20 protein-coding genes are annotated in these 19,916 nt (G+C 55.1%); 1 reads left to right on the forward strand and 19 read right to left on the reverse strand.

Going from position 1 to position 19,916, the window contains the following annotated elements; all coding sequences use genetic code 11:
* Window positions 1-85: 85 nt before the first annotated feature.
* From V6P94_RS02980 to rpmH, 19 genes are all read right to left on the reverse strand, one after another.
* On the reverse strand, window positions 86-505 hold the full coding sequence (locus V6P94_RS02980; RefSeq protein ID WP_133075339.1) for a F0F1 ATP synthase subunit epsilon: 420 nt from the start codon (window positions 503-505) through the stop codon (window positions 86-88).
* A 56-nt stretch (window positions 506-561) separates the two neighbouring features.
* Window positions 562-1,941 (reverse strand): F0F1 ATP synthase subunit beta, encoded by a 1,380-nt coding sequence (gene atpD / locus V6P94_RS02985; protein ID WP_016782877.1) that lies wholly within the window; start codon window positions 1,939-1,941, stop codon window positions 562-564.
* A gap of 27 nt (window positions 1,942-1,968) precedes the next feature.
* The gene (gene atpG, locus V6P94_RS02990; protein WP_133074937.1) at window positions 1,969-2,829 is read right to left on the reverse strand and encodes a F0F1 ATP synthase subunit gamma; all 861 of its coding nucleotides are present in this window, start codon (window positions 2,827-2,829) and stop codon (window positions 1,969-1,971) included.
* Window positions 2,830-2,879: 50 nt separating this feature from the next.
* Complete coding sequence (gene atpA, locus V6P94_RS02995) at window positions 2,880-4,424, reverse strand: F0F1 ATP synthase subunit alpha (protein WP_019828665.1); 1,545 nt, start codon at window positions 4,422-4,424, stop codon at window positions 2,880-2,882.
* Between the two features lie 21 nt (window positions 4,425-4,445).
* Window positions 4,446-4,982, reverse strand: coding sequence for a F0F1 ATP synthase subunit delta (locus tag V6P94_RS03000; protein WP_046809499.1), 537 nt, complete (start codon window positions 4,980-4,982; stop codon window positions 4,446-4,448).
* Between the two features lie 12 nt (window positions 4,983-4,994).
* Complete coding sequence (locus tag V6P94_RS03005; protein ID WP_016782874.1) at window positions 4,995-5,465, reverse strand: F0F1 ATP synthase subunit B; 471 nt, start codon at window positions 5,463-5,465, stop codon at window positions 4,995-4,997.
* Between the two features lie 57 nt (window positions 5,466-5,522).
* Window positions 5,523-5,780, reverse strand: coding sequence for a F0F1 ATP synthase subunit C (atpE, locus tag V6P94_RS03010; protein WP_002555987.1), 258 nt, complete (start codon window positions 5,778-5,780; stop codon window positions 5,523-5,525).
* A gap of 122 nt (window positions 5,781-5,902) precedes the next feature.
* Complete coding sequence (gene atpB / locus V6P94_RS03015; RefSeq protein ID WP_095036260.1) at window positions 5,903-6,772, reverse strand: F0F1 ATP synthase subunit A; 870 nt, start codon at window positions 6,770-6,772, stop codon at window positions 5,903-5,905.
* A 16-nt stretch (window positions 6,773-6,788) separates the two neighbouring features.
* A complete protein-coding gene (locus tag V6P94_RS03020; RefSeq protein WP_003437994.1) occupies window positions 6,789-7,196 on the reverse strand; it encodes a F0F1 ATP synthase subunit I in 408 nt (135 codons plus the stop codon).
* 148 nt (window positions 7,197-7,344) lie between these two features.
* Window positions 7,345-8,217 carry a ParB/RepB/Spo0J family partition protein gene (locus V6P94_RS03025; protein WP_133074938.1) on the reverse strand — a complete coding sequence of 291 codons (873 nt, stop codon included), beginning with the start codon at window positions 8,215-8,217 and terminating at the stop codon, window positions 7,345-7,347.
* A gap of 9 nt (window positions 8,218-8,226) precedes the next feature.
* Window positions 8,227-9,018 carry a ParA family protein gene (locus V6P94_RS03030; protein WP_046809500.1) on the reverse strand — a complete coding sequence of 264 codons (792 nt, stop codon included), beginning with the start codon at window positions 9,016-9,018 and terminating at the stop codon, window positions 8,227-8,229.
* An 18-nt stretch (window positions 9,019-9,036) separates the two neighbouring features.
* Window positions 9,037-9,681 (reverse strand): 16S rRNA (guanine(527)-N(7))-methyltransferase RsmG, encoded by a 645-nt coding sequence (gene rsmG / locus V6P94_RS03035; protein ID WP_133074939.1) that lies wholly within the window; start codon window positions 9,679-9,681, stop codon window positions 9,037-9,039.
* Complete coding sequence (gene mnmG, locus V6P94_RS03040; protein WP_219261974.1) at window positions 9,678-11,570, reverse strand: tRNA uridine-5-carboxymethylaminomethyl(34) synthesis enzyme MnmG; 1,893 nt, start codon at window positions 11,568-11,570, stop codon at window positions 9,678-9,680. Before mnmG ends, rsmG begins: the two co-directional genes overlap by 4 nt.
* A 504-nt stretch (window positions 11,571-12,074) precedes the next feature.
* On the reverse strand, window positions 12,075-13,691 hold the full coding sequence (locus V6P94_RS03045) for an ATP-binding cassette domain-containing protein (RefSeq protein ID WP_133074941.1): 1,617 nt from the start codon (window positions 13,689-13,691) through the stop codon (window positions 12,075-12,077).
* Window positions 13,692-13,914: 223 nt separating this feature from the next.
* Window positions 13,915-15,282 carry a tRNA uridine-5-carboxymethylaminomethyl(34) synthesis GTPase MnmE gene (mnmE, locus tag V6P94_RS03050; protein ID WP_133074942.1) on the reverse strand — a complete coding sequence of 456 codons (1,368 nt, stop codon included), beginning with the start codon at window positions 15,280-15,282 and terminating at the stop codon, window positions 13,915-13,917.
* A gap of 80 nt (window positions 15,283-15,362) precedes the next feature.
* The gene (yidC, locus tag V6P94_RS03055) at window positions 15,363-17,048 is read right to left on the reverse strand and encodes a membrane protein insertase YidC (protein WP_133074943.1); all 1,686 of its coding nucleotides are present in this window, start codon (window positions 17,046-17,048) and stop codon (window positions 15,363-15,365) included.
* Window positions 17,049-17,061: 13 nt separating this feature from the next.
* Window positions 17,062-17,295, reverse strand: a complete 234-nt coding sequence (gene yidD / locus V6P94_RS03060) for a membrane protein insertion efficiency factor YidD (protein ID WP_019828647.1) — start codon at window positions 17,293-17,295, stop codon at window positions 17,062-17,064.
* Window positions 17,288-17,689, reverse strand: coding sequence for a ribonuclease P protein component (gene rnpA, locus V6P94_RS03065; protein WP_019828646.1), 402 nt, complete (start codon window positions 17,687-17,689; stop codon window positions 17,288-17,290). The genes yidD and rnpA overlap by 8 nt, the downstream gene beginning before the upstream one ends.
* A 16-nt stretch (window positions 17,690-17,705) precedes the next feature.
* On the reverse strand, window positions 17,706-17,840 hold the full coding sequence (gene rpmH / locus V6P94_RS03070; RefSeq protein ID WP_003213577.1) for a 50S ribosomal protein L34: 135 nt from the start codon (window positions 17,838-17,840) through the stop codon (window positions 17,706-17,708).
* A gap of 563 nt (window positions 17,841-18,403) precedes the next feature.
* Here rpmH and dnaA point away from each other — a divergent pair.
* Window positions 18,404-19,912, forward strand: coding sequence for a chromosomal replication initiator protein DnaA (gene dnaA, locus V6P94_RS03075; RefSeq protein WP_133074944.1), 1,509 nt, complete (start codon window positions 18,404-18,406; stop codon window positions 19,910-19,912).
* Window positions 19,913-19,916: the final 4 nt, after the last annotated feature.

Here is a 19,916-nt window from a genome sequence, read left to right on the forward strand (position 1 = left end):
TTGCGACCAAAAAGTATTTCGCGGAAAAAGAAAAAGGGTAGCCGAGGCTACCCTTTTTAATCAATCACACAATGAAGCAGGAGGCTTAGCCGCCAAACTTTTTGCGGATTTGCTGAACGGTGCGCAGCTGAGCTGCAGCCTCGGCCAGTCGTGCAGCAGCAGATCCGTAATCGAATTCTGCGCCTCTTTCGTTCAGGGCCTTCTCGGCAGCCTTGACGGCTTCCTGAGCGGAGGCTTCATCCAGGTCGGCAGCACGTTGCACGGTGTCGGCAAGAACCTTGACCATGTTCGGCTGAACCTCGAGGTAACCACCGGAGATGTAAAACACCTCGGCTTCACCACCCAATTTGATCAGGCGGATCGGACCTGGCTTGAGTTCAGTGATCAGCGGAGCATGACCCAGAGCGATACCAAGATCACCCAGGCTGCCGTGCGCAATCACCATCTCGACCTGACCGGAAAAGATTTCTCCTTCCGCACTGACGATATCGCAATGGACTGTCATCATATTAGCCATCTGATTGCCTCAACCTGATTAGCGCCCGTTGCCGGGCGCCGGAATTACAGTTTCTTGGCTTTCTCGATCGCTTCTTCGATGCCGCCGACCATGTAGAACGCTTGTTCTGGCAGGTGGTCGTAGTCACCGTTGAGGATGCCTTTGAAGCCAGCAATGGTGTCTTTCAGGGAAACGTATTTACCCGAAGCGCCAGTGAAGACCTCTGCCACGAAGAACGGCTGAGACAAGAAACGCTGGATCTTACGAGCGCGGGATACCAACTGCTTGTCGGTTTCCGACAGCTCGTCCATACCCAGGATCGCAATGATGTCCTTCAGTTCTTTGTAACGCTGCAACACGTACTGAACGCCGCGAGCGGTGTCGTAGTGTTCCTGGCCGATAACGTTCGGATCCAGCTGGCGCGAAGTCGAATCCAGTGGATCTACTGCTGGGTAGATACCCAGGGAAGCGATGTCACGGGACAGAACGACGGTAGCGTCCAAGTGGGCAAACGTGGTCGCAGGCGACGGGTCAGTCAAGTCATCCGCAGGTACGTATACCGCTTGGATCGAAGTGATCGAACCGTTCTTGGTCGAAGTGATGCGCTCTTGCAGAGTACCCATCTCTTCAGCCAGAGTCGGCTGGTAACCTACTGCCGAAGGCATACGGCCCAGCAGTGCGGATACTTCAGTACCGGCCAAGGTGTAACGGTAGATGTTGTCAACGAACAACAGTACGTCGTTACCTTCGTCACGGAACTTCTCGGCCATGGTCAGGCCAGTCAGTGCTACGCGCAGACGGTTACCCGGCGGCTCGTTCATCTGACCGTAAACCAGTGCCACTTTGTCCAGTACGCTGGAATCCTTCATCTCGTGGTAGAAGTCGTTACCCTCACGGGTACGCTCGCCCACACCAGCAAACACAGAGTAACCGCTGTGTTCCATGGCGATGTTACGGATCAGTTCCATCATGTTTACGGTTTTGCCTACACCGGCACCACCGAACAGACCAACCTTACCGCCTTTAGCAAACGGGCAGATCAGGTCGATAACCTTGATGCCTGTTTCCAGAAGGTCGTTGCCGCCAGCTTGCTCAGCGAAGGACGGTGCTGGGCGGTGAATGCCCCAACGCTCTTCGGTGTCAATCGGGCCAGCTTCGTCGATCGGGTTGCCCAGAACGTCCATGATCCGGCCCAGAGTCGCTTTACCGACTGGAACGGAAATGGCTGCGCCAGAGTCGGTGACTTCCAGACCGCGCTTCAAGCCCTCGGTGGAACCCATCGCAATGGTACGAACCACGCCGTCGCCCAGCTGTTGCTGAACTTCCAGAGTGGTTCCGGCCGCGCTTTGTACTTTCAGCGCGTTGTAGATGCTCGGTACGTTTTCGCGTGGAAATTCCACGTCGATCACGGCGCCGATGATTTGAACGATACGTCCGCTACTCATAGCTGGATCCTCTGAATATTTGAACCGTTAAACCGCGGCAGCGCCGCCGACGATTTCCGAGATCTCTTGGGTGATCGCAGCCTGACGTGCCTTGTTGTAGATCAGCTGCAAATCGCTGATCAAGTCACCGGCGTTATCAGTGGCGTTCTTCATTGCGATCATCCGCGCAGCTTGTTCAGCTGCACTGTTCTCGACCACCGCCTGATACACCTGCGACTCCACGTAACGCACCATCAAGCCGTCTAGCAGCTCTTTGGCATCCGGTTCGTAGAGATAGTCCCAGTGGTGCTTGAGTTTTTGATCCGGGGTCGCCACCAGTGGAATCAACTGCTCCACAGTAGGCTGTTGCGTCATGGTGTTGACGAACTTGTTGGATACCACGGACAGGCGGTCAATACGGCCTTCCAGGTAAGCATCCAGCATCACCTTAACGCTGCCGATCAAGTCATTGATCGACGGTTCTTCACCCAGATGGCTGATAGCAGCGACGACGTTACCGCCGAAGTTACGGAAAAATGCCGCACCTTTGCTGCCGACCACGCACAGATCAATCTCGACGCCGTTTTCACGGTTTACCGCCATGTCCTTGACCAAAGCCTTGAACAGGTTGGTATTCAAACCACCGCACAAACCACGGTCACTGCTCACAACCACATAACCCACACGCTTAACTTCGCGGTCGATCATGAATGGGTGGCGGTATTCCGGGTTGGCGTTAGCCAAATGCCCAATAACCTGGCGGATACGCTCCGCATAAGGACGGCTAGCAGCCATGCGCATTTGTGCCTTGCGCATTTTGCTGACCGCCACTTTTTCCATGGCGCTGGTAATCTTTTGCGTGCTTTTGATGCTCGCAATCTTACTGCGAATCTCTTTTGCGCCTGCCATGTAACACCTATCAGGTTAGCAAGCGGGAGCCTTGCGGCTCCCGCTGCGGCTTACCAGGTTTGGGTGGCCTTGAACTTCTCGATACCGGCTTTGATGCCAGAATCGATTTCGTCATTGAAGTCACCTTTAACGTTGATCTTCGCCATTAGTTCGGCGTGATCGCGGTTGAAGTAAGCAATCAGCGCTTGTTCAAAGCTACCGACCTTGGTGATTTCGACGTCAGTCAGGAACCCACGCTCAGCGGCATACAGCGACAGCGCCATGTCAGCGATCGACATTGGTGCGTATTGCTTCTGCTTCATCAGCTCGGTAACGCGCTGACCATGCTCAAGTTGCTTACGGGTCGCTTCGTCCAGGTCAGATGCGAACTGGGCAAATGCTGCCAGTTCACGGTACTGAGCCAGAGCGGTACGGATACCACCGGACAGCTTCTTGATGATCTTGGTCTGAGCGGCACCACCCACACGGGATACCGAAACACCGGCGTTCACTGCAGGACGGATCCCGGAGTTGAACATGGCCGATTCCAGGAAGATCTGACCGTCGGTGATGGAAATCACGTTGGTCGGAACGAACGCGGAAACGTCGCCAGCCTGGGTTTCGATGATCGGCAGTGCGGTCAGGGAACCGGTTTTGCCGGTCACTGCGCCGTTGGTGAACTTCTCTACGTACTCTTCGGATACGCGGGATGCGCGCTCCAGAAGACGGGAGTGGAGATAGAACACGTCGCCTGGGTAAGCTTCACGGCCTGGTGGACGGCGCAGCAGCAGGGAAATCTGGCGGTAAGCCACTGCTTGCTTGGACAGATCGTCATAAACGATCAGTGCGTCTTCACCGCGGTCGCGGAAGTATTCGCCCATGGTGCAACCGGAGTACGGTGCCAGGAACTGCAGCGCTGCGGATTCGGAAGCACTGGCAGCAACGACGATGGTATTAGCCAACGCGCCGTTTTCTTCCAGCTTGCGAACCACGTTGGCGATAGTCGATTGCTTCTGACCGATCGCTACGTATACACAGAAAATGCCGCTGTTCTTCTGGTTGATGATCGCGTCGATCGCCAGAGCGGTTTTACCGATCTGACGGTCACCGATGATCAGCTCACGCTGGCCACGGCCGACAGGGATCATGGCATCGACAGCCTTGTAGCCAGTCTGTACAGGCTGGTCTACCGACTTACGCCAGATCACGCCTGGAGCAACTTTCTCGACTGCATCAGTCTCGGTGTTGCCCAGTGGACCTTTGCCATCAACTGGGTTACCCAGTGCGTCGACAACGCGACCCAGCAGTTCCTTACCAACCGGAACTTCCAGGATGCGGCCAGTGCACTTGGCGCTCATGCCTTCAGCCAGAGTCGTGTATGCGCCCAATACTACGGCACCTACAGAGTCTTGCTCCAGGTTGAGAGCCATACCGAAGACGCTGCCCGGAAACTCGATCATCTCGCCGTACATTACGTCGGCCAGACCGTGAATCCGCACAATACCGTCAGATACGCTGACGACAGTGCCTTCGTTACGGGCTTGGGAGGTCACATCGAGTTTTTCGATGCGGCCCTTGATAATTTCACTTATTTCGGAAGGATTGAGTTGCTGCATTGCTCTGCTGCCCCTTCAAACTCAAGATTTCAATGCTTCGGCAAGGCTTGCGAGTTTTCCGCGAACCGAGCCATCGATAACCAGGTCGCCGGCGCGGATGATGACACCACCTATAAGGCTGGCATCCTCCGCAACTTGCAGGCGCACTTCCCGGTTGAGTCGTGCACTGAGAACCTTGGCGAGTTTGTCTTGCTGTTCTTGGTCCAATGTAAAAGCGCTGGTCACTTCTACGTCTACCGACTTCTCTTGTTCAGCCTTGTACAGGTCAAACAGAGCGGCGATCTCCGGCAATAGCGGGAGACGGTCGTTTTCGGCAACGACGTTGATGAAGTTCTGTGCTTCTACAGTGAACTTGTCGCCGCACACGTCAATAAACGTGGCGGCCTTTTCTGCGCTCGTCAGTCGCGGGGCCTTGAGCACGCGCTGCATAGTGTCGTCTTGCGACACTGCTGCAGCCAGGCCGAGCATGGCTGACCAAGAGGCCAGTTGCTGGTGGGCCTGGGCGTGCTCGAAGGCTGCCTTAGCGTAAGGTCGGGCCAACGTGGTCAATTCTGCCATGATCGCCCTCGCTTAAATTTCAGCAGCCAGTTTAGTAACCAGCTCCGCGTGCGCGTTTTGATCGATTGTGGCACCCAGGATCTTCTCTGCGCCTTCAACAGCCAAGCTACCCAATTGGGCACGCAGGGCGTCTTTAACGCTGTTCAGTTCCTGTTCGATCTCGGCCTGAGCCTGAGCCTTCACACGGTCAGCTTCAACGCGAGCCTGTTCACGGGCTTCGTCTACGATCTGAGTACCGCGTTTCTTGGCTTGCTCAATGATTTCAGCTGCTTGAGCCTTAGCTTCGCGCAGTTGTTGACCCGCTTTATCTTGGGCCAACTCCAGGTCGCGAGCTGCTCGGTTAGCAGCGTCCAGTCCAGCCGCAATCTTCTTCTGACGTTCTTGCAATGCCGCGATGACCGGAGGCCACACGAACTTCATGCAAAACAGTACAAAAATGAAGAACGCAACGGACTGGCCAATCAGGGTTGCATTAATGTTCACGCCAACACCTCGCTCGTTCGTTGTCCATCACTCTAATCAACTCGAAAATTCGAGTGATTAGCCAGCGAGTTGACCAACGAAGGGGTTCGCGAAGGTGAAGAACAGTGCGATACCAACACCGATCATGGTTACGGCGTCGAGCAGACCGGCAACGATGAACATTTTAACTTGCAGCATTGGAACCATTTCTGGTTGACGCGCTGCGCCTTCCAGGAACTTGCCACCCAACAGGCCGAAACCAATTGCGGTACCCAGTGCGCCCAGGCCGATCAACAGTGCAACAGCGATAGCGGTTAGACCAACTACAGTTTCCATCTTTCCTCCCGACTTTTACGTCGTATGGTTTAGGTTTTTAGATTAAAGCGGTAAAACAAAATCATTTTGCGACGCCCTCTCACCCGAAGGTGAGAGGAGCACCAGACTCGCCGAAGCGGATCTTAGTGGTTATCTTCGTGTGCCATCGACAGATAGACGATGGTCAACATCATGAAGATGAACGCTTGCAAGGTGATGATCAGGATGTGGAATACAGCCCACGCCCATTGCAGCACCACGCCCAGACCGCTAAGCCAAAGCAGGCCGCTGCCGAACATCACGGCGATCAGGATAAACACCAGTTCGCCAGCGTACATGTTGCCGAACAGACGCAGAGCCAACGAAATAGGCTTGGCAATCAACGTCACGAATTCGAGCAGGAAGTTCACCGGAATCAGCAGCGCTTGAACAAAAATGTTCTTGCTGCCAAACGGGTGCAGGGTCAGTTCGCCGATAAAACCGCCGATGCCCTTGATTTTGATGCTGTAGAAGATGATCAGCGCGAATACCGACAGGGCCATGCCCATGGTCGCGTTTGGATCAGTCGTCGGTACGGCACGGAACGGGAAGTGCTCATCGCCAGTGATCAGGATCGCCAACTGAGGAATCCAGTCAACCGGAACCAGGTCGATGGCGTTCATCAGGAACACCCACACGAAAATGGTCAGCGCCAGCGGTGCGATAACTGCACTGCGACCGTGGAAACTGTCTTTTACGCTGCCATCGACGAATTCCACCAGTACTTCAACGAAGTTCTGCAGTGCGCCTGGTTGACCGGAAGTTGCCTTCTTGGCCGCCATGCGGAATACGAGGATGAAGATCAGACCTACAAAAAGCGACCAGCCGAGGGTATCGACGTGGAAAGCCCAAAAACCCATTGCTTTAGCTTCTGCAACGGTGTGAGCAAAGCCCCAGCCGCCATCAGGTAGCTGCCCAAAGGTCAGGTTCTGTAAGTGGTGCTGGATATAGCCCGAAGCGGTTGTTTCTGCCATGGTTGCCTCAAACGCCCTAAGGTCTCGAAAGTGTTGTTCTCATTAGCAGGGGAGCGAACCAGCTGACCAGTTGGGTCAACACGAAGACGCCGAATACTGCTAACGGCGCCAATGGCTTCACACCTGCAAACGTCAGCGCGAACAGCACTGCCGTCAAAATTAACTTGCCCGCCTCGCCAGCGTAAAACGACCGGACGATGGCTTGCGCTGCTCGGGCGCCGGAAAACCGAAAAGCCCTGTGAGCAAAATACACATTGGGTAGCAAAGCTATCAGGCCTCCGCAGAGTCCTGAATATCCGGCGACGACTCCATGCCATTGCCAGAGCCCCAGAGCAGCCAGCAATAAAACGACAAATTGAGCCAGCAAAACCGGAAAAACCGCCAAGCGATGGAACGGCAAGCGGTTTGGCGTGCGGGTTTCCATCACAACTGCTCCTCAAAGGTCGGCTACCAAAAACAGAAAACTTGGCATAATTTGTGCCGACAAAATGCGCGCAGAGTATAGGGGCGCTTAAGCCCCTATTCAACTGTCAGGTAGTGATTTCCGACTGCACGCTACATGGGGAATTGTTTCAGCGGATGTGAGCAAGCACTCCTTGAAGCTCATCCAGAGAATTGTAACCAATCACTAACTGGCCTTTTCCCTTCTTTCCGTGGCGAATCTGCACCGCAGAGCCTAGGCGCTCTGCCAGACGCTGTTCGAGCCTGGCAATGTCCGGATCTGGTTTAACCGGTTCAGCAGGCTCTTGTTTGCCACTCAACCACTGGCGAACAAGTGCTTCGGTCTGACGTACTGTCAGACCTCGTGCGACAACGTGTCGCGCCCCTTCAACCTGCTGAGTTTCAGGCAAACCGAGCAATGCCCGCGCATGACCCATTTCAAGGTCACCGTGGGACAGCATGGTTTTGATGACTTCCGGCAAGGAAATCAATCGCAACAAGTTAGCCACAGACACCCGGGACTTACCCACAGCGTCGGCAACTTGCTGCTGAGTCAGCTGGAACTCTTGCTGCAAGCGTTGCAAGGCAACGGCTTCTTCAATCGGATTGAGATCTTCGCGCTGAATGTTTTCGATCAGCGCCATCGCGATGGCGGTTTCATCCGGCACATCTCGCACCATCGCCGGGATGGTGTCCTTGCCTGCCTGTTGGCTGGCGCGCCAGCGACGTTCACCGGCGATGATCTCAAAGCGGTTGCCATCAATCGGGCGAACCACGATTGGCTGCATCACGCCTTGGGTCCTGATCGAGCTGGCCAGCTCTTCAAGCGCCTGGGGATCCATGTCGCGACGAGGCTGATACTTGCCGCGCTGGATCAGGTCCAGTGGCAAGTGTTGCAGTTCGCTTTGATCAACCTTGACCGCTTGCTCTTCCAGCGAGCTGACCGTTGGACCACTAAGGAGTGCATCCAGTCCGCGTCCGAGACCTCGTTTCTTGACGGCCATGGGATTTCCTTAAGTTGGCTGAGGCGTGCGGGTGGTACGACGTTGACGACGAACCAGCTCGCCCGCCAGGGCAAGGTAAGCAATCGCGCCACGGGAATTTTTGTCATACGCCAGCGCCGGCATGCCGTAACTCGGCGCTTCGGCCAAGCGGATGTTGCGCGGAATCACCGTGTCGTAGAGCTGCTCGCCGAAGTGTTCCTTGAGCTGAGCCGATACATCGTTCATCAGGCTCAGACGCGGGTCGTACATGGTCCGCAGCAGGCCTTCGATCTTCAGGTTCGGGTTCAGGAGTTCGGCAATGCGCTTGATGTTATCCACAAGATCGCTCAAGCCTTCGAGTGCGAAGTACTCACACTGCATGGGGATAATGACCCCATCGGCAGCAACCAGAGCGTTCAGGGTCAGCATCGACAGAGACGGCGGGCAATCGATCAGAATGTAATCGTAGCTCTCGCGAACCGGCGCCAGTGCAGTACGCAGACGGCTTTCTTTCATCTGCATTTCGAGCAATACAACTTCAGCTGCCGTCAAATCACGGTTTGCGGGCAGAAGCTGGTACCCACCGTGTTCGGAGATGTGCATGGCCTGGGCCAGATCACATTCACCGATCAACAGGTCGTAGACCGAATTCTCGAGACCATGTTTATCCACACCGCTACCCATGGTGGCGTTGCCTTGTGGATCGAGGTCGATCAGAAGCACGCGGCGCTTGGTCGCGACCAGCGATGCTGCGAGGTTGATACAGGTGGTGGTTTTACCCACACCACCCTTTTGGTTCGCTATTGCGAATACCTTAGCCATTCTTGCTTGCGTTCCCAATCATGCCGTGCGGCGCAGTATCAGCAGATGGCGTTGGCCTTGGCAACCTGGAACAGTCAAGGCGTGTTCGCTATCTAGACGAAAATCAGACGGCAATGCTACCAGCTCATCAGCCGGATGAACGCCCTTCATTGCCAACCAGCGCGTTTCACTGTTGCCCAGATGGCGTGTCCAGTTGCTGAAGTTCTCCATGCTGCTGAAAGCCCTGGAAACAATTCCATTGAATGGCAGCTCTGGCTGAAACTCTTCAACGCGACTGTGGATAACTTGCAAGTTATCCAGCTTGAGCTCGAGTTTCACCTGGGTCAGAAAACGGGTTTTCTTGCCGTTGCTGTCCAGACAGGTCACTTGGGACTCGGGAAACAGGATCGCCAGGGGAATGCCCGGCATGCCGCCGCCGCTGCCCACATCCAGCCAACGGCCATTTTCGATGAAGGGCATCACGCTGAGGCTGTCGAGCAAATGGCGCGAAACCATTTCGTCCGGGTTACGCACAGCCGTGAGGTTGTAGGCCTTGTTCCATTTGATCAACAGGGCCAAATAACCCAGCAATAGCTGATGCTGGTTTTCGGACAGTGCTACGCCCAATTGGCGTGCACCTGTGGATAACTCTTCGGCGTGTTGCGCGGTAACCAGCGAACTCAAGCGTTTTGCTCCAACGTGCGGCCAGCGCCGCGCTTTTTCAGGTGAATCATCAACAGGGAAATCGCCGCAGGCGTCACACCTGGAATACGCGAAGCCTGCCCCAAGGTCTCGGGACGGGTTGCGCCCAGCTTGCTCTGGATCTCTTTCGACAGCCCGGAGATGATCGTGTAATCGATATCCACAGGCAGTTTGGTGTTCTCACTGGCGCGCAGACGGGCAATTTCGTCTTGTTGACGATCGATATAACCGGCGTACTTGGTTTTGATCTCAACCTGCTCGGCGACCAACGGATCTTCTGCGCCTTTCCCGGTCACTTCAACCAGACCGGCGTAGTCGATTTCGGGGCGTGTCAGCAGGTTCAGCAAATTGTATTCATGGGTCAGCGGCGTGCCGAATTTTGCTGCAATGGCATCGCCCTGCTCAGTGCCCGGGCGAACCCAAGTGCTTTTCAGGCGCTGTTCTTCTTGCGCGATGCTTTCACGCTTGGTGCAGAAAGCGGCCCAACGGGCATCATCGACCAGGCCCAATTCGCGACCTTTTTCGGTCAAGCGCATGTCGGCGTTGTCTTCGCGCAGGATCAGCCGGTATTCGGCACGGGATGTAAACATCCGGTACGGCTCTTGAGTACCCAAGGTAATCAGGTCGTCGACCAATACTCCGATGTACGCCTCGTCGCGACGCGGGCACCAGCTTTCCTTGCCCTGTGCGAGCAATGCCGCGTTGGCGCCAGCCAGCAAACCTTGGGCCCCGGCTTCTTCGTAACCGGTAGTGCCGTTGATTTGCCCTGCGAAGAACAAGCCGCCGATTACCTTGGTTTCAAGGCTGTATTTCAGGTCCCGCGGATCGAAGTAGTCGTATTCGATGGCATAGCCGGGCCGCACGATATGGGCGTTTTCCATGCCGCGAATCGATTGCACGATCTGGATTTGCACGTCGAACGGCAAGGATGTGGAGATCCCGTTCGGGTACAGCTCGTGAGTGGTCAAACCTTCCGGCTCAATGAAAACCTGATGGCTTTCCTTATCGGCAAAGCGGTGAATCTTGTCTTCGATTGACGGGCAGTAACGCGGGCCAATCCCTTCGATTACGCCCGAGTACATCGGTGAGCGGTCGAGGTTGGACGCGATGATTTCGTGAGTACGGGCGTTGGTATGGGTAATCCAGCAACTGACCTGAGCCGGATGCTGTTCTTTGTTGCCCATGAACGACATCACTGGAATCGGTGTATCGCCTGGTTGTTCGGTCATGACCGAGAAATCTACAGAGCGGCCATCGATACGCGGTGGTGTACCGGTTTTCAGGCGACCAACTCGCAGGGGCAGTTCACGCAGGCGGTGTGCCAGGGCGATCGAAGGAGGATCACCGGCTCGGCCACCCGAGTAATTCTGCATCCCGATGTGGATAAGTCCACCGAGGAAAGTACCTGTGGTCAAAACCACAGCATCAGCCATAAAACGCAGACCCATTTGGGTCACTACGCCACGCACTTGATCCTGTTCAACGATCAGGTCATCAGCAGCCTGTTGAAATATCCACAGGTTGGGCTGGTTTTCCAGCGTTTCGCGAATTGCCGCTTTGTACAGAATGCGGTCGGCCTGTGCACGGGTTGCCCGTACTGCCGGGCCTTTACGCCCATTAAGTACACGGAACTGGATGCCGCCTTTATCGGTAGCCATTGCCATCGCGCCGCCCAGGGCGTCGATTTCTTTAACCAGATGGCTTTTACCAATCCCGCCAATCGCAGGATTGCAGCTCATTTGCCCGAGGGTTTCCACGTTGTGGGTCAACAGCAGGGTTTTTACGCCCATGCGTGCTGAAGCAAGTGCAGCCTCGGTTCCGGCGTGACCGCCGCCGATGACGATCACTGCAAAACGGGAAGGGAAATTCACCACGCACCTCGTGCCTGTTACTAGGGGTTTTTTGGATAGACCGCGAAGTATAGGGACTTCGCCCTTCTTAAAGAACCCTTTGCACAAAATTTAACCAGCTGTGGATAAAGGCAAGATAGATAAATAAATAGAGAAGAAATTTATAAAGCTTTGTTTTTATGTTTATTTATACTGAGCCACCTTTCTGTGGATAGATTGCTACAAGCTATATTCTACGTACTGTACAGAGATTCAAAAGTCTGTGGTTATGCACCGATGAGGGGTTGGGATAAGTGCTTTAAGCCTGTGGGTAAAACAGGTGCTTATCCACAGGGGTGGTTATCTTCAGTTTTCAGGCCTACTTACCCACTGACCTGAGGGCCAGTTATACACAGAGCTTATTCAACGATTTATGCGGTTTTTGGCCAATAAACAGGCAGCCGAAAACCGCTGGAATGGCTAATCCATCAAGCGGTCGTACAATCGGTGAGTCATAAAAGTGATAAACGGTACAAGCCTGTCTCATCAGACGGGCTGGTTCAGCCACCCTGTGGGTGATGCCTGCAGTCTGTGGGTAACCCCGATTGCAGCCAAAAACACCTCATTGTGTGAGGTGACAATCAGAGTTCCCGAATACTGCTCAAGCATGTCCTGCAGGGCCAGAACCGAAGGCAGATCCAGGTGATTGGCCGGTTCATCGAGCAATAGCAGGTGCGGCGGTGAAGCGGCATAGAACACGCAAGCCATGGCGGCTTTCAGGCGCTCACCGCCACTCAGTCGATGGCATGGCTGGTTGACTCGATCGGCATTGAGACCCAATTGCGCAAGTCGGGTGCGTAATTCTCCTGCATTGAGCTGCCGATTTTGGGACAGCAATTGCTCAAGTACGGACTGCTCAGGTTTTAACAGCCCCAGATCTTGGTCGAGATAAGCAGTGGTTACGAAGGTCCTGGCCTGGCCTGAAATGACCGACAGTTGACCGGCCAGTACCTTGAGCAGAGTCGACTTGCCGCAGCCATTCGCTCCCACCAGGGCAATACGCTGGCCACGAGTCAGCGTGAGATTGATCGTGCGTAAATACTCAGCCCCCTGGGGCAGACGAGCATTGATCAACTCAGCTATTTGCAACGGTGCGCTTTGGCAAGCATGAGGCGGATAAACAAAGATGGCCTGTTGTTCTTCTACCTGACTCGCAGCCTGGCGTACCAGGGCAGACAAATGTTCCCGTGCAGCGTCTTGTTGTACTCGCTGCTTGCCGCTACTGGCCTGGCTGCGCTCCTTTTGCCGGCCCAGCAAAATGTTAGCCTGATTGGCATCACTGGCCTGCTTGTGGCCGCGGGATTGGCTGCGTTCAAGGCGTTCTTTGTGTTCACGCATGGCGTGTTCCTGACGCTTGCGCTCTAGCTTGGCTGACGCCAGTTGTTGCTGCGCCGCTTGTAGTTGCTCGGCTTTTGCCTGTGCATAAAACGAAAACCCCCCGCCATAGCTGATGAGTCCTTGGGATGACAATTCAACAATACGCTCCATGTGTTCCAACAAATCGCGGTCATGGCTGATCACGAGCAAACCGTTGGGCCAGTTCTGCAACTGCTCATGGAGCGCATCACGGTGCTGGCGATCCAGATGATTGGTGGGCTCATCCAGTATCAACAGGTCAGCTTGAGACAAGAAGGCCCCCATCAGGGCCACGCGCATGGCTTCGCCTCCGCTGAGGGCTGAGGTGGGGGTAGAAGGCGTCAAGTGTGCAAGGTTGTTCTGGGCCAACTGGTCGAGTAATTGCTGACGGATACCCCAGCGTTCGCCGATGCAGTCGAAGTCTGCTTGCTCAGTGCTGCCCTGCTCGATGTGCTCAAGGGCCCTGATGATGTGCTGTACGCCGGCAAGGTCTGCAACGGTGTGACCGGGGTCGGGGCTGACATACTGGGCCAGGTAATACACCGTGCCGTTTCGGGTGCAATGGCCTGTTGAAGGGAAGATATCCCCGGTTATCAGGCGTGCCAAAACGCTTTTACCTGCACCATTGCGCCCCACCAGAGCAGTACGTCGCTGGTCGAGATGCAGATCAAGGTCCGAGAAGAGAGCACTGCCATCGGGCAGGTGAAAAGAAACGCCTTTGAGCGTTACAGAGGTAACGAGAGTCATACGCACTCCAGAGATGCACAGATCTACCCCCTGTTGCAGGGGAATCAAGAACTGGCCGCAAACATCGCGGCGGCATCAATGGCGCATTGGACTAACACCTCGTATGAATGTGAATAACTGTAGCAGTGTTACACGTTGTAGTCGCTGCCGAGGAACGAAGGCTGCGATAGCCTGCAAACCGCTCGCAGCCTTCGTTCCTCGGCAGCGACTACAACGTGTGCTGTTACTTGCCGATGCAGAAGCTGGAGAAGATCCGTCCCAGCAGATCATCAGAGCTGAATGCGCCGGTAATCTCACCAAGGGAATGCTGCGCCTGACGCAAGTCCTCAGCCAGCAACTCCCCTGCGCCCGCCAGGGTCAGTTGCGCCCTGCCGTGCTCAAGTGCCCGGCTGGCGTGCTGCAACGCCTCCAGGTGCCGACGGCGTGCGCTGAAGCTGCTTTCAGACGTTTGCTCGTATCCCATGCAAGCCTTGAGGTGTTCACGCAGCAGGTCCAGCCCATCCGTTGATCTGGCGCTAAGGCTAATCGTCACGTGGCCATCGTCACACACCTGCAGGGCAATATTTTCTCCGCTCAGATCTGCCTTGTTACGGATCAAGGTCACTTTCGAAGGATCTGGACGCTGCTCAAGAAACTCTGGCCATAGCGCAAACGGGTCATCCGCTTCCGGAGCCGTGGCATCGACCACCAAGAGCACCCGATCGGCTTCGCCAATGGCCTTGAGTGCCCGTTGTACACCGATTTTTTCCACATGGTCGTCTGTATCACGCAGACCCGCGGTGTCGACCACATGCAACGGCATGCCATCAATGTGGATATGTTCACGCAATACGTCCCGGGTGGTACCGGCAATTTCGGTCACGATGGCCGCTTCGCGCCCGGCCAGGGCATTGAGCAAACTCGACTTGCCGGCGTTTGGACGGCCCGCGATAACCACGGTCATGCCATCGCGCAGCAAAGCCCCCTGCCCGGCCTCGCGTTGAACGGTCGATAACTCTTCCCGAACCTTATCCAGCATGCCAAGCACATGGCCATCGGCCAAAAAGTCGATTTCTTCTTCCGGGAAATCAATCGCCGCTTCGACATAGATACGCAAACTGATCAATTGCTCAGTCAAGTTATGCACACGCTGTGAGAAAGCGCCTTGCAAGGAACGCAATGCGTTACGTGCAGCCTGTGCAGAACTTGCCTCGATCAGGTCGGCAATTGCCTCGGCTTGCGCCAGGTCGAGTTTGTCATTCAAAAATGCCCGCTCGCTGAATTCCCCCGGACGAGCCAGGCGGCAACCTAGCTGGATGCAGCGCTGGAGCAGCATATCGAGAACAATCGGGCCACCGTGGCCTTGAAGTTCCAGTACGTCTTCGCCGGTAAAGGAGTTGGGGCCGGGGAAGTACAGCGCAATCCCCTCATCCAGCACTTCACGGTTTTCGCCGTAAAAAGGGCCGTAATGGGCGTAGCGCGGTTTCAGCTCGCGTTCGCTGAACGCTTGCGCCGCAACACTGGCAAGCGGGCCGGAAATACGCACGATTCCCACACCACCTCGGCCTTGGGCGGTCGCTACTGCGGCAATGGTCTCAGCCGGAACACTCATAAAACAGGCCTCAAAACAAAAGTGACGGATAGCAAAACGCCCCACTAGGGGGCGTTTTGAGTGGTGCTCACCAGAGTAGGTTACTCGGCTGCTTTTTTGGTAGCAGCTTCAACTTTACGGGTGATGTACCACTGTTGAGCGATGGACAGGCAGTTGTTCACAACCCAGTACAGCACCAGACCAGCAGGGAACCACAGGAAGAAGAAGGTGAAGATGATTGGCATCAGCTTCATTACCTTGGCCTGCATCGGGTCCGGCGGAGTCGGGTTCAGACGCTGCTGGATGAACATGGTTGCGCCCATGATGATCGGCAGAATGAAGAACGGGTCTTTGATCGACAGGTCGGTAATCCAGAGCATGAACGGCGCCTGGCGCATTTCAACACTTTCCAGAAGTACCCAGTACAAGGACAGGAAGACCGGCATCTGCACCAGAATCGGCAAGCAGCCGCCCAGTGGATTGATCTTTTCTTTCTTGTACAGCTCCATCATTGCTTGCGACATTTTCTGGCGATCATCACCGAACTGCTCTTTCAGAGCAGCCAGTTTTGGTGCCACGGCGCGCATGCGGGCCATCGACTTGTAGCTGGCGGCCGACAGAGGGAAGAAGATCCCTTTGATCAGCATGGTCAGGAAGATAATCGACCAGCCCCAGTTACCGACCAGGCTGTGGATATGTTGCAGCAGCCAGAAAATAGGCTGGGCAATGAACCACAGAATGCCGTAGTCGACAGTCAGTTCCAGACCTGGGGATAACTCTTTGAGTACACCCTGGCTTTTTGGACCGGCGTACAACGTAGCGCTGGTTTCAGCTGTTTTGCCCGGCTCAACGGTCAAGGTTGGGCCAGTAAAACCGATGATGTAGTTGCCCTGGTTGTCTTTGCGGGTCTGAACGACGTTGTTATCGCCTTTCTGTGGAATCCACGCCGTCACAAAATAGTGTTGCAACCAGGCAACCCAGCCGCCTTGAACGGTTTCTTTCAGCTGAGCCTTGTCGATATCTTTCATCGACACTTTTTTGTACGGCTCCGAACTTGTCCACAGGGCAGCGCCCAGGTAAGTAGCAGTGCCGGTGGCGGTGCTGGAAGAAGGATCGGAGCTGGCGTCACGCTTCAATTGCGCGAACAGGTTGCCATTCCACGGCTTGCCGCTCTCGTTATCAATCAAATAGCTGACTTGTACATCGTACAAACCACGCTTGAGCGTGAAACGCTTGATGTAGTTGATGCCGTTTTCGCTGAATTTCAGATCAACAACCAGTTGATCCTGGCCTGGGGCCAGTTCGAAATTCTTTTTCTCAGCGCTGAAAACAGGACGACCTGACGGACGGGCGTCCGGGCCATCAACGCCTGTCAGGCCACTTTGTGCCAGATAGGTGCGTTCGTTGCCGTTATCGAACAACTGGAAAGGAACATCCGGGTGATCCTGGCGACGTGGATAAAGCGGCAGACGCAGCTGGGCAATATCACCACCCTGTGGATCGATCGCGATGTCCAGAACATCCGTTTTTACCTGGATGAGGTCTTTGCTTGCAGCCACCGGAGTTTCAGTCGGTGTGCTGGTATCTGTATTGGCGCTGGGTACATCGGCACTGTTTGAAGCGTTGTTACCTGAAACCGTATCGGGCAAAGCCGGCGCGGTTGTGCTGCTGGCGGCAACATTCTGAGTCGGCAGGGCAGCTTGGCCGTAATCCTGGTTCCATTTCAGAACCATAACGTAGGACACGACTGCTAGAGCGACGATCAGGATCGTGCGTTTAATATCCATGATTACTCGGCCATCAAGAAGAACGGGAGGTAGGGATAGGCGGAACCGGGTCGTAACCACCGGGATTCCACGGGTGACAGCGACCTAAACGACGAAAGGTCAGCCAGCCGCCGCGCAGAAGGCCATGATTTTCTATGGCTTCCAACGCGTAGCAGGAACAACTGGGGTAGAAACGGCAGTGGCTGGCCATCAAAGGACTAATGGCATAGCGATAAAACTGGATCGGAACGAGCGCCAGTTTACGCATCAGGACTGCCTACCCCTACAGTTTCGGTTTTAACTGCTGGAACTGGCGTGTTACGGGCCAGACGCTTCCAGAGTTTGCCGAAATGCTGAATCAATTCGGGGTTCTCTACGTCACCCAAACCTTTGCGCGCGACGATAACGATATCCCAACCAACCAGTAAATCCTGGTGGAGACGAAACGATTCACGCATCAAACGCTTAAGGCGATTGCGCTCAACGGAGAGCTTTACGCTCTTTTTCCCGATCACTAACCCCAGGCGGGGGTGATCAAGATCGTTGCTACGCGCAAGGAGCAGGAGATTTTTCCCCGGAACCTTGCCGGTGGGGGAGTCAAAGACTGCCTTGAAGTGTCGGGGAGTGAGTAACCGCTTTTCCCGACTGAAGTCCTGACTCACCACCATTGTCTGATTATCAAACTGCCAGACGTGCACGGCCTTTGGCGCGGCGACGCGACAGGACTGCACGGCCGTTTTTAGTAGCCATGCGTGCACGGAAACCGTGAGTGCGGGCGCGTTTGATAGTGCTTGGTTGGAAAGTACGTTTCATGTCGTGCTACCTGGTTCGTCCACAACGGGCCGGAATGGCCCCCGTTTTAAGAGACCGGCGATTCTAGAGAAAGCAAGCCAATAGGTCAATTTCCAACCAGCGTTTACCGCTAAATAGATGTTTGCCCTTTCGCACCTGTCTTGCACCTGCCAACTATAGAAATAAAAAAACGAAGTATTTAAAGCTCTTTTATAAAGCTTATTAAACTTAGGGAAGCGATCTTCTGTGGGTAACTAGCTTAAGGCCATATAAAACAAGGCGTACAGAAGATGACAACACTGTCGAGAAGCCGTGCTCCACCTGTGCTGCACCCTCGGATAAGCTGTGCATGAAAGGGGCTTTTATCCACAGGCGACTTATGCACAGACTTTCGACCCCACTTGTGCAACGAGCTTAGGCCCGCTTATCCACAGAGCTTATGCACATACCATTTGTCGCTTTGTTCACAGTAAAAAGCCGGATCTCTCCTTATATGCACGTCACCTACATGTGGATAAGTGGGGCCACGGTCGCTACAATGGCACCTGTTTTTGCCTCACCGGCTTTCAACTTAGGGGATATCCGTGTCAGTGGAACTTTGGCAGCAGTGCGTGGAGCTTTTGCGCGATGAGCTGCCTGCCCAGCAATTCAACACCTGGATCCGTCCACTACAGGTCGAAGCCGAAGGCGACGAGTTGCGTGTGTATGCACCCAACCGATTCGTTCTCGACTGGGTCAACGAAAAATACCTGAGCCGTTTGCTTGAACTGTTGAACGAGCACAGCAATGGCATGGCGCCTGCGTTGTCCTTGTTAATAGGCAGCAAACGCAGCTCGGCGCCTCGTGCTGCCCCTAATGCGCCATTGGCTGCAGCGGCCTCTCAGGCCCCGGCGCCCAGCGCACCTGTCAACACAGCAGCGGCACCCGCTCCTGCACCCGCGCCAAAACAGTCCGGGCATGCCAGCGAAGAACCTTCGCGGGCCAGCTTCGACCCAATGGCCGGTGCAAGCTCGCAGCAAGCGCCAGTGCGCGCCGAACAGCGCACCGTCCAGGTCGAGGGTGCGCTCAAGCACACCAGCTACCTGAACCGAACCTTTACCTTCGAAAACTTCGTTGAGGGCAAGTCCAACCAACTGGCTCGCGCTGCGGCGTGGCAGGTGGCAGATAACCCCAAGCACGGTTACAACCCGCTCTTCCTTTATGGCGGCGTTGGTCTGGGTAAAACTCACTTGATGCACGCGGTGGGCAACCACCTGCTAAAGAAGAACCCGAATGCCAAGGTCGTGTACCTGCATTCCGAGCGTTTTGTAGCCGACATGGTTAAAGCCTTGCAGCTCAACGCCATCAACGAGTTCAAGCGCTTCTACCGTTCGGTAGACGCCTTGCTTATCGATGACATTCAATTCTTTGCGCGCAAGGAACGGTCCCAGGAAGAGTTCTTCCACACCTTCAACGCCCTGCTTGAAGGCGGTCAGCAAGTGATTCTGACCAGTGACCGTTACCCGAAAGAAATCGAAGGCCTTGAAGAGCGTCTCAAATCACGCTTTGGCTGGGGTTTGACGGTTGCCGTCGAGCCGCCAGAGCTTGAGACCCGTGTTGCGATCCTGATGAAGAAGGCCGATCAGGCCAAGGTCGATCTGCCTCACGATGCCGCCTTCTTTATTGCCCAGCGCATTCGCTCCAACGTGCGTGAACTCGAAGGCGCGCTCAAGCGTGTTATCGCTCACTCGCACTTTATGGGCCGCGACATCACCATCGAGCTGATCCGCGAATCCCTTAAAGACCTGCTGGCGCTGCAAGACAAACTCGTCTCTGTGGATAACATCCAGCGCACAGTGGCTGAGTACTACAAGATCAAAATTTCGGACTTGCTGTCCAAGCGCCGTTCGCGCTCGGTGGCGCGACCACGCCAGGTGGCGATGGCGTTGTCCAAAGAGCTGACCAACCACAGCCTGCCGGAGATCGGCGATGTGTTTGGCGGTCGCGATCACACCACGGTCTTGCACGCATGCCGCAAGATCAACGAACTCAAGGAATCCGACGCGGACATCCGTGAGGACTACAAGAACCTGCTGCGTACACTGACAACCTGATGAC

Origin of the sequence: Pseudomonas sp. ML2-2023-3 (genome assembly GCF_037055275.1) — a bacterium.
In the GTDB taxonomy this organism is placed as follows: domain Bacteria; phylum Pseudomonadota; class Gammaproteobacteria; order Pseudomonadales; family Pseudomonadaceae; genus Aquipseudomonas.

Bases quoted from the DNA above. Each gene is read 5' to 3' on its own strand.
- V6P94_RS02980 (WP_133075339.1), bottom strand. From the start codon at position 505: ATGACAGTCCATTGCGATATCGTCAGTGCGGAAGGAGAAATCTTTTCC.
- atpD (WP_016782877.1), bottom strand. From the start codon at position 1,941: ATGAGTAGCGGACGTATCGTTCAAATCATCGGCGCCGTGATCGACGTG.
- atpG (WP_133074937.1), bottom strand. From the start codon at position 2,829: ATGGCAGGCGCAAAAGAGATTCGCAGTAAGATTGCGAGCATCAAAAGC.
- atpA (WP_019828665.1), bottom strand. From the start codon at position 4,424: ATGCAGCAACTCAATCCTTCCGAAATAAGTGAAATTATCAAGGGCCGC.
- V6P94_RS03000 (WP_046809499.1), bottom strand. From the start codon at position 4,982: ATGGCAGAATTGACCACGTTGGCCCGACCTTACGCTAAGGCAGCCTTC.
- atpE (WP_002555987.1), bottom strand. From the start codon at position 5,780: ATGGAAACTGTAGTTGGTCTAACCGCTATCGCTGTTGCACTGTTGATC.
- atpB (WP_095036260.1), bottom strand. From the start codon at position 6,772: ATGGCAGAAACAACCGCTTCGGGCTATATCCAGCACCACTTACAGAAC.
- V6P94_RS03020 (WP_003437994.1), bottom strand. From the start codon at position 7,196: ATGGAAACCCGCACGCCAAACCGCTTGCCGTTCCATCGCTTGGCGGTT.
- V6P94_RS03025 (WP_133074938.1), bottom strand. From the start codon at position 8,217: ATGGCCGTCAAGAAACGAGGTCTCGGACGCGGACTGGATGCACTCCTT.
- V6P94_RS03030 (WP_046809500.1), bottom strand. From the start codon at position 9,018: ATGGCTAAGGTATTCGCAATAGCGAACCAAAAGGGTGGTGTGGGTAAA.
- V6P94_RS03045 (WP_133074941.1), bottom strand. From the start codon at position 13,691: ATGACTCTCGTTACCTCTGTAACGCTCAAAGGCGTTTCTTTTCACCTG.
- mnmE (WP_133074942.1), bottom strand. From the start codon at position 15,282: ATGAGTGTTCCGGCTGAGACCATTGCCGCAGTAGCGACCGCCCAAGGC.
- yidC (WP_133074943.1), bottom strand. From the start codon at position 17,048: ATGGATATTAAACGCACGATCCTGATCGTCGCTCTAGCAGTCGTGTCC.
- yidD (WP_019828647.1), bottom strand. From the start codon at position 17,295: ATGCGTAAACTGGCGCTCGTTCCGATCCAGTTTTATCGCTATGCCATT.
- rpmH (WP_003213577.1), bottom strand. From the start codon at position 17,840: ATGAAACGTACTTTCCAACCAAGCACTATCAAACGCGCCCGCACTCAC.